This window comes from Serratia sp. TSA_105.2, assembly GCF_052692115.1.
In genome coordinates this window covers 884,802-898,612 of sequence record NZ_JBQZFT010000001.1, presented here as the reverse complement: position 1 = coordinate 898,612, position 13,811 = coordinate 884,802, and the positions used below count along the sequence as shown (strand labels likewise).

13 protein-coding genes are annotated in these 13,811 nt (G+C 58.5%); all 13 read left to right on the top strand.

Annotation, left to right across the window (positions count from 1 at the left end; all coding sequences use genetic code 11):
- Nucleotides 1–35: 35 nt before the first annotated feature.
- Entirely contained in the window at nucleotides 36–587 is a 552-nt protein-coding gene (locus tag ACUTSC_RS04055) for a glutathione peroxidase (RefSeq protein WP_197767722.1), read from the top strand.
- A 5-nt stretch (nucleotides 588–592) separates the two neighbouring features.
- Complete coding sequence (gene btuD / locus ACUTSC_RS04050) at nucleotides 593–1,348, top strand: vitamin B12 ABC transporter ATP-binding protein BtuD (RefSeq protein ID WP_197767723.1); 756 nt, start codon at nucleotides 593–595, stop codon at nucleotides 1,346–1,348.
- A 398-nt stretch (nucleotides 1,349–1,746) separates the two neighbouring features.
- On the top strand, nucleotides 1,747–2,901 hold the full coding sequence (arnB, locus tag ACUTSC_RS04045; RefSeq protein WP_445653107.1) for a UDP-4-amino-4-deoxy-L-arabinose aminotransferase: 1,155 nt from the start codon (nucleotides 1,747–1,749) through the stop codon (nucleotides 2,899–2,901).
- Nucleotides 2,888–3,868: an undecaprenyl-phosphate 4-deoxy-4-formamido-L-arabinose transferase gene (arnC, locus tag ACUTSC_RS04040; protein ID WP_063989690.1), complete on the top strand. Its 981-nt coding sequence runs from the start codon at nucleotides 2,888–2,890 to the stop codon at nucleotides 3,866–3,868. Before arnB ends, arnC begins: the two co-directional genes overlap by 14 nt.
- The gene (gene arnA, locus ACUTSC_RS04035; RefSeq protein ID WP_197767833.1) at nucleotides 3,868–5,850 is read left to right on the top strand and encodes a bifunctional UDP-4-amino-4-deoxy-L-arabinose formyltransferase/UDP-glucuronic acid oxidase ArnA; all 1,983 of its coding nucleotides are present in this window, start codon (nucleotides 3,868–3,870) and stop codon (nucleotides 5,848–5,850) included. Before arnC ends, arnA begins: the two co-directional genes overlap by 1 nt.
- Nucleotides 5,847–6,752, top strand: a complete 906-nt coding sequence (gene arnD, locus ACUTSC_RS04030; protein ID WP_197767725.1) for a 4-deoxy-4-formamido-L-arabinose-phosphoundecaprenol deformylase — start codon at nucleotides 5,847–5,849, stop codon at nucleotides 6,750–6,752. Before arnA ends, arnD begins: the two co-directional genes overlap by 4 nt.
- Nucleotides 6,749–8,413: a lipid IV(A) 4-amino-4-deoxy-L-arabinosyltransferase gene (gene arnT, locus ACUTSC_RS04025; protein WP_197767726.1), complete on the top strand. Its 1,665-nt coding sequence runs from the start codon at nucleotides 6,749–6,751 to the stop codon at nucleotides 8,411–8,413. Before arnD ends, arnT begins: the two co-directional genes overlap by 4 nt.
- Nucleotides 8,410–8,754, top strand: coding sequence for a 4-amino-4-deoxy-L-arabinose-phosphoundecaprenol flippase subunit ArnE (gene arnE / locus ACUTSC_RS04020; RefSeq protein WP_033642887.1), 345 nt, complete (start codon nucleotides 8,410–8,412; stop codon nucleotides 8,752–8,754). Before arnT ends, arnE begins: the two co-directional genes overlap by 4 nt.
- Nucleotides 8,751–9,143, top strand: a complete 393-nt coding sequence (gene arnF / locus ACUTSC_RS04015) for a 4-amino-4-deoxy-L-arabinose-phosphoundecaprenol flippase subunit ArnF (RefSeq protein ID WP_063989693.1) — start codon at nucleotides 8,751–8,753, stop codon at nucleotides 9,141–9,143. The genes arnE and arnF overlap by 4 nt, the downstream gene beginning before the upstream one ends.
- A gap of 176 nt (nucleotides 9,144–9,319) precedes the next feature.
- Nucleotides 9,320–9,784: an NlpC/P60 family protein gene (locus ACUTSC_RS04010; protein WP_016927954.1), complete on the top strand. Its 465-nt coding sequence runs from the start codon at nucleotides 9,320–9,322 to the stop codon at nucleotides 9,782–9,784.
- 59 nt (nucleotides 9,785–9,843) lie between these two features.
- Nucleotides 9,844–10,857 carry a lipoate--protein ligase A gene (locus tag ACUTSC_RS04005; RefSeq protein ID WP_445653106.1) on the top strand — a complete coding sequence of 338 codons (1,014 nt, stop codon included), beginning with the start codon at nucleotides 9,844–9,846 and terminating at the stop codon, nucleotides 10,855–10,857.
- 510 nt (nucleotides 10,858–11,367) lie between these two features.
- Nucleotides 11,368–12,099, top strand: a complete 732-nt coding sequence (locus ACUTSC_RS04000) for an EAL domain-containing protein (RefSeq protein WP_197767728.1) — start codon at nucleotides 11,368–11,370, stop codon at nucleotides 12,097–12,099.
- A 257-nt stretch (nucleotides 12,100–12,356) separates the two neighbouring features.
- The gene (locus ACUTSC_RS03995; RefSeq protein WP_445653105.1) at nucleotides 12,357–13,799 is read left to right on the top strand and encodes a protein adenylyltransferase SelO; all 1,443 of its coding nucleotides are present in this window, start codon (nucleotides 12,357–12,359) and stop codon (nucleotides 13,797–13,799) included.
- Nucleotides 13,800–13,811: the final 12 nt, after the last annotated feature.

Here is a 13,811-nt window from a genome sequence, read left to right as displayed (position 1 = left end):
TCACCTGCGATTAAAAAACCAAAGGATGACAACCGATGAGCAAGCCAATCGACAACCTGCCGTTACAAACCATTGAAAATCAGCCGACCACGCTGGGCGCCTATCAGGGCAAGGTGCTGCTGGTGGTCAACGTGGCTTCGGAGTGCGGCCTGACCAAGCAGTACGAAGGGCTGGAAGCGCTGTACGAAACCTATCGCGAGCGTGGGCTGGAAGTTCTGGGGTTCCCGTCCAATGAGTTTCTGGGCCAGGAGCCGGGCAGCAACGAAGAGATCCTGGCGTTTTGCCGCGGCACCTTCGGCGTGCAATTCCCGATGTTCGCCAAGATTGAGGTGAACGGCGAGCGCCGTCATCCGCTGTATCAGGCGTTGATTGCCGCACAACCGGAAGCTGTCGCACCGGAAGGCAGCGAGTTCCTGGCGCGGATGACCAGCAAAGGGCGCGCACCGAAGCACCCCGGCGATATTCTGTGGAACTTCGAGAAATTCCTTGTCGCGCGCGACGGTACGGTGATCCAGCGCTTCTCGCCTGACACCACGCCAGAGGATCCGGCGCTGGTGGCGGCGGTGAAACAAGCGCTGGCAGGTTAATACGGATGCTGCAACTCGTTGAGGTTGGGGTGGCGGGGCGCCTGGCGCCTTTTTCGGCACAGATTGACGGCGGGTTGCAGGTTCACCTGATCGGCCCAAATGGCGCAGGGAAGAGTACCTTGCTGGCGCGGGCGGCGGGCATGCTGCCGGGGTTGGGCGAGGTTCGCCTGGACGGGCGCGCGTTGGCCGATTATCCGGGGAGCGAGCTGTCGCGCCGCCGCGGTTATCTCAGTCAGCAACAGCCGCCGGTGTCGCTGATGCCGGTGTTTCAGTATTTGGCGTTGCACCGGCCTGCCGGCGCGGCGCAAACCGAGGTGGAGCATGCCATTCTCTATCTGTGCCAGCGGTTGAAACTGGTGGATAAGCTGTCACGCATGTTGACGCAGCTATCCGGCGGAGAATGGCAACGGGTGCGGCTGGCGGCGGTATTGCTGCAGGTGTGGCCCAGCGTCAATCCGCACAGCCGATTGTTGTTGCTGGATGAGCCGACCAACAGCCTGGATGTGGCGCAAAAGGTCGCGCTGGATCGCCTCCTGCGCGAATTCTGCCAAAGTGGACGCAGTGCGCTGGTGTGCGCGCACGATCTGAATCATACCCTGCAGCAGGCCGATCGGGTTTGGTTGCTGCACGCTGGGCAACTGGTCGCGCAGGGCATCACCCGTGAGGTGATGGCGCCCGCGCTGCTGTCGCAGATCTATGAAGTGGATTTCCACCTGCAATGGGTGGGGAACCAGCGTTGGATCATGACCCGCACGGCTTAAATTGCGGCGGCGTTGAGCAACGTAAACGAAAACTAAACGTAGTGAATATAAATAGCCGGGTAATCATCGGCTATTATTGTGCTGTCTCTCATTTTCTTGTGGATTTTCTTGAAAAACGTCAATGACGTGCTACGCTTGATTCGGCAAAAATAAAATAAGTAAATAATTATTAATAAATATAAGAAATTGATTTTCATAATAAATTTAAATTAATGATGACGGCGCCTACCTATCAGTTCTCCTACTGATGACAAGTTTCGTCTTAAGGTTTAGTTAAGCTTGCAGCCTTACATTGTCAGTTAATCCACGGAAACGATTCTTCTCTGGCGTTTAATATTCGTTAAACGAAGGGGATTTACAGTGTCATCAAAAGCAGCTCGATACGTTTGGGGTTAACTATGGATCAATTTTTGCCTTTCTCTCGTCCGGCCATCGGCGATGAAGAAATCGCTGCGGTAGAGAAAGTGTTGCGTTCCGGTTGGATCACTACCGGGCCGCAAAACCAGCAACTGGAAAGTGACTTCTGTTCCACCTTCGGCTGCAAGCATGCCATCGCCGTCAGTTCCGCCACCGCGGGCATGCACATCACGTTGATGGCGCTCGGCATCGGCCCCGGCGACGAAGTCATCACCCCTTCGCAAACTTGGGTCTCCACCCTCAACATGATCGAGCTGCTGGGCGCCACGCCGGTGATGATCGACGTTGACCGTGATACGCTGATGGTCAGCGCCGCCGATGTCGAGGCTGCCATCACTCCGAATACCAAAGCGATTGTTCCGGTGCATTACGCCGGTGCTCCCCTGCAAATTGATGCGCTGCGCGCCGTGGCCGAACGCCATGGCCTGCCGCTGATCGAAGACGCCGCCCACGCGGTCGGCACGCGCTACAACGGAGAATGGGTCGGCGCACGCGGCACGGCAATTTTCTCTTTCCATGCGATTAAAAACGTGACCTGCGCCGAAGGCGGCCTGATCGCCACCGACGACGATGCGCTGGCGGATCGCCTGCGTTGCCTGAAGTTCCATGGCCTGGCCGTCGATGCCTTCGATCGCCAGCAGCTTGGCCGCAAACCGCAGGCCGAAGTGGTGGAGCCGGGTTACAAGTACAACCTGTCCGACATTCACGCGGCGATCGCCGTGGTGCAACTGTCGCGCTTCGCTGAGCTGAACGCGCGCCGTAAGGCGCTGGCACAGCGCTACCTGAACGCGTTGGAAGGCTCGCCGTTCCAACCGTTGGGCGTGCCGGATTACCCGCACGATCACGCCTGGCATCTGTTTATGGTCCGTGTCGACCCTGAGCGTTGCGGCATCGATCGCGACCAGCTGATGGAGCGCCTGAAGGAGGTTGGCGTCGGCACCGGGCTGCATTTCCGCGCCGCGCACACCCAGAAATTCTATCGTGAGCGTTATCCGCAGCTTTCTTTGCCGAATACCGAATGGAACTCGGCGCGGCTGTGCACCTTACCGTTATTCCCTGACATGACCGACGCCGACGTGGATCGCGTGGTCAATGCCTTGTCTTCTGTTGTGGAGTCTTTACGTGTCTCGCGTTGAACCGATTAAAAAAGTGTCGGTAGTTATCCCGGTATACAACGAGCAGGAAAGCCTGCCGGCGTTGCTGGAGCGGACTACTGCCGCCTGTAAACAGTTATCTCAACCTTATGAAATCATCCTCGTCGACGATGGCAGCAGCGACAACTCCGCCGACATGCTGACTGCGGCGGCGGAAAAGCCGGGTAGCCACGTGATCGCCGTCTTGCTGAACCGCAACTATGGCCAGCATTCGGCCATTATGGCCGGTTTCAATCAGGTGACCGGCGATCTGGTGATTACGCTGGACGCCGATCTGCAGAACCCGCCGGAGGAGATCCCTCGGTTGGTCAGCGTCGCGGAAGAGGGCTATGACGTGGTGGGCACCGTGCGTGCCAACCGTCAAGACTCCTGGTTCCGCAAAAGCGCTTCGCGCGTGATCAACATGATGATTCAACGCGCCACCGGCAAGTCGATGGGAGACTACGGCTGCATGCTGCGCGCCTACCGTCGTCATATCGTTGAGGCGATGCTGCACTGCCATGAGCGCAGCACCTTTATCCCGATTCTGGCGAACACCTTCGCCCGTCGCACGACCGAGATCGACGTGCGTCACGCCGAACGCGAGTTTGGCGACTCCAAGTACAGCCTGATGAAGCTGATCAACCTGATGTACGACTTGATCACCTGCCTGACCACCACGCCGCTGCGTTTGCTCAGCGTGGTCGGTAGCATCGTGGCGCTGTCCGGGTTTGTGCTGGCGCTGGTGCTGATTGCGCTGCGTCTGCTGCTCGGCCCTGAATGGGCCGCCGGCGGCGTGTTCACCCTTTTTGCCGTCCTGTTCACCTTTATCGGCGCCCAGTTTGTCGGCATGGGGCTGCTGGGTGAATACATCGGCCGCATCTATACCGACGTGCGCGCGCGTCCTCGCTATTTTGTTCAGAAAGTGGTCGGTGCACAGCAGGACCACAATACTCAGGAAGAAGAATGATGAAAGCTATTGTATTTGCTTACCATGATATTGGCTGCGCAGGTCTGAAAGCGCTGACTGAGGCGGGTTATGACGTGCAGGCCGTATTCACGCACACCGACGACCCTGGTGAGAACAATTTCTTCTCCTCCGTGGCCCGTTTGGGCGCCGAATTGGATCTGCCGGTCTATGCGCCGGAAGACGTAAACCACCCGCTGTGGGTTGACCGCATCCGTGCACTGCAGCCGGACGTGATCTTCTCGTTCTACTACCGTCACATGCTGAGCGACGAGATCTTGTCGCTGGCGCCGCAGGGCGGTTTCAACCTGCACGGTTCGCTGCTACCGCACTACCGTGGCCGCGCGCCGGTGAACTGGGCGCTGGTGAACGGCGAAACCGAAACCGGCGCCACGCTGCACAAGATGGTGAAACGCCCGGACGCCGGCGACATTGTCGGTCAGCAGAAAGTGACCATCGCAGACAACGACACCGCACTGACGCTGCATAAAAAAGTGCTGGAAGCCGCGCAGGTCGTGTTGAAAGAGCAGTTGCCGAAGCTGAAGAACGGCACCGCCACCTTCACCAGGCAGGATGAGTCTCAGGCCAGCTACTTCGGTCGCCGCACCCCGGCGGACGGCGAGATCCTGTGGCACAAATCCGCCAAAGAGATCAACAACCTGGTGCGCGCCGTCACCGAGCCGTACCCGGGTGCCTTCAGCTACCTCGGTCAGCGCAAGCTGATCGTCTGGCGCTCTCGCGTGCTGGATACCCAACACGACAAGCAGCCGGGCACCGTACTGAGCACCTCGCCGCTGATCATCGCCTGTGGCGAAGGCGCGCTGGAGATCGTTGCCGGTCAGAACGACAGCGGCCTGTACGTGCAGGGCAGCCGACTGGCGCAGGAAATGGGCATCGTCACCGACGTGCGTCTGGCCGCCAAGCCGAATGCCGTGATGAAGCGCCGCACCCGCGTGCTGATCCTCGGGGTCAACGGCTTCATCGGCAACCACCTGACCGAGCGCCTGCTGCGCGACGATCGCTACGACATCTACGGCCTGGATATCGGTTCTGACGCCATCAGCCGCTTCCTCGATAACCCGCGTTTCCACTTCGTGGAAGGTGACATCAGCATCCACTCCGAGTGGATCGAGTATCACATCAAGAAATGCGACGTGGTGCTGCCGCTGGTGGCGATCGCGACGCCGATCGAATACACCCGTAACCCGCTGCGCGTGTTCGAGCTGGACTTCGAAGAGAACCTGAAGATCGTTCGCGACTGCGTGAAATACAACAAGCGCATCATCTTCCCGTCTACTTCCGAAGTGTACGGCATGTGCGACGACAAAGAGTTCGACGAAGACCATTCGCGCCTGATCGTCGGGCCAATCAACAAACAGCGCTGGATCTACTCGGTCTCCAAACAGCTGCTGGATCGGGTGATCTGGGCTTACGGCGCCAAAGAAGGCCTGAAGTTCACGCTGTTCCGTCCGTTCAACTGGATGGGGCCGCGCCTGGATAACCTGGACGCTGCGCGTATCGGCTCTTCCCGTGCCATCACCCAGCTGATCCTCAACCTGGTGGAGGGTTCACCGATCAAACTGATGGACGGCGGCGCGCAGAAACGTTGCTTCACCGACATCAACGACGGCATCGAAGCGCTGTTCCGCATCATCGAGAACCGCGACGGCCTGTGCGACGGCCAGATCGTCAACATCGGCAACCCGACCAACGAAGCGAGCATTCGTGAGCTGGCGGAAATGCTGCTGGAAAGCTTCAACAACCACCCGTTGCGCGACCGCTTCCCGCCGTTTGCCGGCTTCAAGGACGTGGAGAGCAGCAGCTACTACGGTAAAGGTTACCAGGACGTTGAGCACCGCACGCCGAGCATCAAGAACGCTCACCGCCTGCTGGGCTGGCAGCCGACCATCGAGATGAAGCAAACCGTCGCCGATACGCTGGACTACTTCCTGCGCACTACCGTTCAGGAAGGGAACGGTGCATGAAGAAAGTCGGTCTGCGGGTTGATGTAGATACCTTCAGCGGCACCCGTGAAGGGGTGCCGCAGTTGCTGGACCTGTTCGACAAGTACGGCATTCAGGCCAGCTTCTTCTTCAGCGTGGGACCGGACAACATGGGGCGCCATCTTTGGCGCCTTTTGCGTCCGAAATTTCTGTGGAAAATGCTGCGTTCGAACGCCGCTTCGCTGTACGGCCTGGATATTCTGCTGGCCGGCACCGCCTGGCCGGGGCGCAACATTTCACGCGCGTTGGGGCCGCTGATGAAGCGCACCGCCGAAGCCGGCCATGAAGTCGGGCTGCACGCCTGGGATCACCAGGGGTGGCAGGCCAAGGTCGGCAAGTGGAGCGACGCCCAGCTGACCGAACAGGTGCAGCGGGGCGTCGACGCCCTGAGTGCCAGCACCGGCCAGCCGGTGAAATGCTCCGCCGTGGCGGGCTGGCGTGCCGATACGCGCGTGCTGGAGGTCAAGCAACGCTTCGGCTTCCATTACAACAGCGATTGCCGCGGCACCCATCCGTTCCGTCCGGTGCTGAGCGACGGGCGTCACGGCACGGTACAGATCCCGGTGACGTTGCCGACCTTCGACGAAGTGATCGGTAGCGAAGTCAGCATGGCCGACTTCAACGACTACATTCTGCGCGCCATCGAGAACGATCGCGGTGTGCCGGTGTACACCATTCACACCGAAGTGGAAGGCATGTCGCAGGCGGCGATGTTCGAACAGTTATTGCAACGCGCACAGCGGCAGGGCATCGAATTCTGTCCGCTGAGCGCGCTGTTACCGCAAGATTTGGCGTCACTGCCGTTGGGCCGCATCAAGCGCGCTCCTTTCCCCGGCCGCGAAGGTTGGCTGGGCTGTCAAACCGATGTGAAGGACGTTACATGAAGGCGCTAAAAGGATCCTGGGCCATTCTGCTGGCCGTTTTTTTTGCTCTGGTTTACCTGATCCCGCTTAACGGCCGCCTGCTGTGGCAGCCGGATGAGACGCGTTATGCCGAGATCAGCCGTGAAATGCTGCAGCGCGGCGATTGGGTTGTGCCGCACCTGCTGGGGCTGCGCTACTTCGAAAAGCCGGTGGCGGGTTACTGGTTCAATAACATCAGCCAGTGGCTGTTCGGCGAAAACAACTTTGCGGTGCGCTTCGGCTCGGTGTTCAGCACCGGTATGACCGCTCTGCTGGTGTTTGCGCTGGCGATGCTGATGTGGCGCAATGCGCGCCGCGCCAGCCTGGCAGCACTGATATTCCTGTCGATGGTACTGGTGTTCAGCATCGGCACCTACAGCGTGCTGGATCCGATGATCTCGCTGTGGCTGGCGGCGGCGATGGTCAGCTATTACCTGACGCTGAAAGCCACCTCGGTCAAAGGCAAGCTGGGCGCCTACGCGCTGCTGGGCCTGGCCTGCGGCATGGGCTTTATGACCAAGGGCTTCCTGGCGCTGGCGGTGCCGGTGATCGCGGTGATCCCGATCGTCATTCAGCAACGTCGCATCAAGGATCTGCTGTGCTATGGCCCGTTGGCGATCGTGACCGCTACGCTGCTCAGCCTGCCGTGGGCGCTGGCGATCGCGCAACGTGAACCCGACTTCTGGAATTATTTCTTCTGGGTCGAGCATATTCAGCGTTTCGCCGAAGATAATGCCCAGCACAAGGCGCCGTTCTGGTATTACCTGCCGGTCCTGCTGGCGGCGGTGCTGCCTTGGCTGGCGCTGCTACCCGGTGCGCTGCTCAAGGGCTGGCGCGAGCGCGTGCAGCGCCCGGAGCTGTTTTTCCTGCTGAGCTGGGCGCTGATGCCGCTGATCTTCTTCAGCATCGCTAAAGGCAAGCTGCCGACCTACATTCTGCCGTGTATGGCGCCGTTGGCGCTGCTGATGACCGCCTATGCGGAAGATTACGCGGCCACGCTGCGCGCTCGGCTGTTCAAGGCCAACGCCTGGCTGAACGGTCTGTTCGGTCTGATCGGCATCGTGGCGCTGGTGGTGTTGAGCTCCGGTCTGCTGCCCAAAGCGCATCTGTTTACTCCGCAGGAGTGGCCGAAGGTGGTGCTCGGCCTGATCGCCTTCGGCGGCTGGCTGCTGTTCGCACTGGTTTCCGTGCGCGATAACGGCCGCCAATGGCGCTGGGCGGCGGCTTGTCCGGTGCTGCTGTGCCTGGTGATCGGTTACGCCATCCCGCAACAGGTGACCGATTCCAAACTGCCGCAAAACTTCGCCCGCGCCACGATGGCCGAACTGAGCGACAGCCGCTATGTGTTGAGCGACAGCGTCGGGCTCGCGGCCGGCCTGGCCTGGGAGCTGAAGCGCAGCGACGTGCTGATGTACAGCCAGAAAGGCGAGGTGGCCTATGGTCTGGAGTATCCGGACGCCAAGGGCCACCTGATCAGCGACGCTGACTTCCCGCAGTGGCTGGCGCAGGCGCGCAAGCAGGGGAACGTGTCGCTGGTGCTGCAGCTGTCCCGTGGCGAAGCGTTGCCGCAGGAACTGCCTGCCGCAGACAAGGTGGATCGCATGAACCGCCTGGTGCTGATGTGGTATAAACAGCAACCATGATCGGTTTTCTGTTGGTGATAGTGGTCAGCCTGCTCACCTGTGGTGGGCAGCTATGCCAGAAACAGGCGGCGCACTGTTGGGAACGGGCGGACGAGGCGCGGCTGAAACAGACGCTGCGCTGGCTGGCGCTGGCGGTGCTGCTGCTGGGGCTGGGCATGGCGGTGTGGCTTAATGTGCTGCAACGCCTGCCGCTCAGCCTGGCTTACCCGATGCTCAGCCTGAACTTCGTGATGGTGACGCTGGCGGCGCGCTGGCTGTTTCATGAGCCGACGACCGCTCGCCACTGGTGCGGCGTGGCGTCGATTATGCTGGGGATCCTGCTGATGAGCGTGCATTCATGAAGGGCTATGCCTGGGGCGCCGCCAGCGTTCTGTTGGTGACGCTGGCGCAGTTGCTGATGAAGTGGGGCATGGTGCAGATCCCGCTGATGTCGTTCGCCGATGTCTCGTTGGCATTGATCGGCAATTACTGGCTACCGCTGCTGGCGGTGGGCGGCGGCATCTTCGGCTATGCGCTGTCGATGCTGTGTTGGTTCTTTGCGCTGCGCCACCTGCCGTTAAACCGCGCTTATCCTCTGCTGAGCGTCAGCTACGCGCTGGTCTATCTGGCGGCGGTGATCCTGCCGTGGTTTAACGAGTCCGCTACGCTGCTGAAAACGTTGGGGACGCTGTTTATTCTGTTCGGCGTGTGGCTGATTAACAGCAAATCCGAGACAAAATCGCCGGAATAGGGTCAAAACCGGCGATCCTGCTATTATCTCCCTCATGGCGCTTGCCTTTTTCCCCGTGCGGGAGATAAATTAACGCCAAATAGCGCTCTCCTTACGTGGTGCCGGCTTTGCCTCGCAGGCGGTGTGGTGGTGTACCGGATGGCATAATGCGGCAACGTGTTCAATGAAGGGATATTATGCGGATGCGTGTGTGGTTTTTATTAGCCAGTTTGATCCTCGCCGGTTGCAGCAGCCATGCGCCGCCGCCCAGCGGCCGCCTGGCGGATTCTATCGTGGTGGTGGCCCAACTCAATGAACAACTGCGCCAGTGGTACGGCACGCCATACCGTTACGGCGGCCTGGATCGCGGCGGCGTGGATTGCTCCGGCTTTGTTTACCGCACGTTCCGCGATCGCTTCGACATGCAACTGCCGCGTTCGACCGAAGAACAAACCTCACTGGGCACCAAGGTCTCACGCGATGAGCTGATGCCGGGCGATCTGGTGTTTTTCAAAACCGGCGGCGGTGAGAACGGCCTGCACGTCGGCATTTACGACACCAACGATCAATTTATCCACGCGTCGACCAGCCGCGGGGTGATCCGCTCCTCGCTCGATAACGTCTATTGGAAGCGGGTGTACTGGCAGGCGCGACGCATTTAGCCTTAACCCGTTGATTTGGTGTATCATGGCGGCATCTCGTGTTTTGAACGGTGCCTGCCATGAACAGCCTGCGTTTACTGATCTCCGACTCCTATGATCCCTGGTTCAACCTGGCGGTGGAAGAGTGCATCTTCCGCGAAATGACCACGCAAAAAATTCTCTTCCTGTGGCGCAATGCCGAAACGGTGGTGATTGGCCAGTCGCAGAACCCCTGGAAAGAGTGCAATACCCGGCGCATGGAGCAGGACGGCATTCGGCTGGCGCGGCGCAGCAGCGGCGGCGGGGCGGTATTTCACGATCTGGGCAATACCTGCTTCACCTTTATGGCCGGCAAACCGGGTTACGACAAAAGCGTCTCGACCGACATCATTCTGCAGGCGCTGCGCCAGCTGGGCGTGACGGCCGGCGCGTCGGGGCGCAACGATCTGGTGATGGAAACCGCCGACGGGCCGCGCAAAATATCCGGCTCGGCCTATCGAGAAACGCAGGATCGCGGTTTCCATCACGGCACGCTGCTGTTGAACGCCGATCTGGAACGGTTGGCGGACTACCTCAATCCGGATCCCAAAAAGCTGCAGGCCAAGGGGATTACCTCGGTGCGTTCGCGCGTCGCCAATCTGGCGGAGTTTTTGCCGGGCATCAGCCATGAACAGGTATGCGACGCCATCGTGCAGGCCTTCTTCGCCCACTATGGCGAGACGGCCGAGCCGGAGATCATTTCGCCGGACGTGTTCCCCGATTTGCCCGATTTTGCCGCGCAGTTTGCCAAACAGAGCAGTTGGGAATGGAATTTTGGCAAGGCGCCGGCGTTCAGCCACTTGCTTAACGAGCGTTTCGTCTGGGGCGGCGTAGGCCTGTTCTTCGATGTGGAGAAGGGAGCGATTGTTCGCGCGCAGGTGTTCACCGACAGCCTTAATCCCGCTCCACTGCAGCGGTTGGCGGACATGCTGGTGGGCTGCGCCTACCGCAGTGAGCCCGTCGCCGCCTGCTGTGACCGACTGATGGAAGAGTATCCTCAGCAGGTGGCCGAATTAGCCGAGTTGCGGCAATGGCTGAGCGAAACGATCCGTTAGCGGAGGCCAGATGATGAAGGGATGAGCGTGCTCATCCCTTTTTTTATCGCTGAAATCGGCGTTTAGCAGGGGCGTAGTGCAAATTTTCTGAAAATCAAGATGGGCACTTTTCTACGTTTTCAATGCCGAGAATAACGGGCGGAATTGATGCGTTATTAAATTTAATCAGTCGTCGTTAACGGCGGGAAAAATCGGCGTTAAGAAGGAAAGATTATTTTACTTTATTTAAGATTTTTCTTAAATAAAACAAAGGAGATAAGTCAAATTTAGCGGCCAATCCATTCCACTTAAGCCAAATACCTTTTCACATAACGCGTTTGGCGGCCGCGATGGCATAAGTCAGGCTGCTTTTCTTTGCGCCTTTCACGATTGTCGTATAGCTTTAATCTATCAATTAAATGATATTTCATGGGTATTTACATTGATATTTCCGATTAATCCCAGAAGGATTGATCGATAAAATATATTGATATACGATGATACGCTAGCCATTCATCCTGTGGCATTAAAATGAACATCCAACTCGAAGCTGACTTTATTAGTAGCTATGTTTTTCAACCTGTTTACTCAATGGAGGGCGGGCTGCTGGCGGTGGAAATGTTGAGCCGTTTCAACAGTCTCGATGGTGATTTGGCCATGCCGGCCGAAATTGGGATTAATTTATTGACGCCTGAACAAAGGATTGAGTTATTTAATGAGCAATTGAAACTTGCGGAGCAGCATGCGGCTTGGTTTACCGGTAACAACGTGCAGTTGACCATCAATATCGAAGAAACCATCGTTGAGCTTATTCTTTCCGATTCGGCGTTGTGCCAACGGATCGGGCAATATCCTTTTATTGCATTTGAAATGAGTGAGAGTTTTCCGAATCTTTCGGCCGGGAAGAACAACCCGAGCGTGCGGCGATTAAGCGAAATGTTTACGCTGTGGCTCGATGATTTCGGTTCCGGTAAGGCTACTTTGACCGCGCTGTACGATGGTTTGTTTGACTACGTAAAGATAGACAAGCATTTTTACTGGCAGCTGTTTACCCATCAGGGGTATGACGTGGTCATAGACTCGTTGTTAAAGAATATCAACCTGTTATGTAAAGGCGTGATCGTCGGAGGAATAGAGAAAAAGGAGTACTTTAATAAACTCAGATACGCCGGTGTTTTAGGCCTGCAAGGTTTTTTATGGCCCAGCGTTGGTGTGGATAATCTGCAAGCTTTGCTGACGATGCCCAGCGAGTTCAATAATTAAGAAGTGATATAAAAAACTACACACAATGAGGTAAATAATGCGCGGGGTGAGGTTACCGTGATTCCGTCGCCGTTATTCGCCATCGTTTTATGCTGATAACTGCGTTTGTCAGCCGACGTTAAACCGCGTTTCCACCGCCAGGCGGAAACGCCAAATTCCCTGCATCCGTCCTGACGACAGGCGGATGCGTTCTCCCTGCATTCCTTCGGTGTTAATCCGCCCGTACACGCTCTACACTACGCTGAAACGGAGGGCCTATGCCGCAATTCGATAACGCTTACTACCAACAATTACCCGGTTTCTACACCGCCTTGAACCCGACGCCGCTCAAGGATGCGCGCCTGCTGTATCACAGCGAGCCGCTGGCACGCGAGCTGGGGCTGGACGAAAGCTGGTTTACTCAGGATAAGACCCCGATTTGGGCGGGAGAAACGCTGCTACCGGGCATGCAGCCGCTGGCACAGGTGTACAGTGGCCACCAGTTTGGCGTCTGGGCCGGGCAACTGGGCGATGGCCGCGGCATTTTGCTGGGCGAGCAGGTCATGCCGGATGGCAGCCACCGCGATTGGCACCTGAAGGGCGCCGGGCTGACGCCGTATTCGCGCATGGGGGATGGCCGCGCGGTGCTGCGTTCGGTGATCCGCGAGTTTCTGGCCTCCGAGGCGCTGCACCATCTGGGTATCCCCACCACCCGAGCGTTGACCATCGTCACTAGCCAACAACCGGTATATCGCGAGCAGCCGGAGCGCGGCGCCATGCTGATGCGGGTGGCGGAAAGCCATGTGCGCTTCGGCCACTTCGAACACTTTTATTACCGTAAACAGCCGGAGCAGGTGCGGCAGCTGGCGGATTTCGTCATCGCCCGTCACTGGCCGCAGCTGCAGGATCAGACCGAGCGCTACCTGTTGTGGTTTACCGACGTGGTCGAACGCACGGCGCGCCTGATCGCCCATTGGCAAACCGTCGGTTTCGCCCACGGCGTGATGAACACCGACAACATGTCGATTCTCGGTGTGACCATCGATTACGGCCCTTATGGCTTCCTTGACGACTACCAGCCCGGCTATATCTGCAACCACTCCGACCATCAGGGGCGTTACGCCTTCGACAATCAGCCGGCGGTGGCGCTGTGGAACCTGCATCGCCTGGCACAAACCCTGTCTGGGCTGATGACCACCGAACAGTTGCAGCAGGCGCTGGCGGCGTATGAGCCGGCGCTGATGCGCGCCTACGGCGAACAGATGCGCGCCAAACTCGGCTTCTTCACGCCGACGGCGCAGGATAATGACGTGCTCACCGGTCTGTTGAGCCTGATGGCGCAGGAAGGGCGGGACTATACCCGCACGTTCCGCCTGTTGAGTGAAACCGAACAGCAACAGGCGCAGTCGCCGCTGCGTGACGAGTTTATCGACCGCGGGGCGTTCGACGCCTGGTATCAGCAGTATCGTCAGCGTTTGCAGCAGGAGCAGGTGAGCGATGCGGAGCGGCAACGGGCGATGAAGGCGGTGAACCCGCGGCTGATCCTGCGCAACTATCTGGCGCAGCAGGCGATTGAGGACGCGGAGAAAGACGACGTGGGCCGTTTGCAGCGGTTGCATCAGGCCCTGCTGCGGCCGTTCGACGAGGCGCCGGAGTATGACGATCTCGCCGCGCTGCCGCCGGACTGGGGCAAGCACCTGGAGATTTCCTGCTCCAGCTGAGATGAAGAAAGG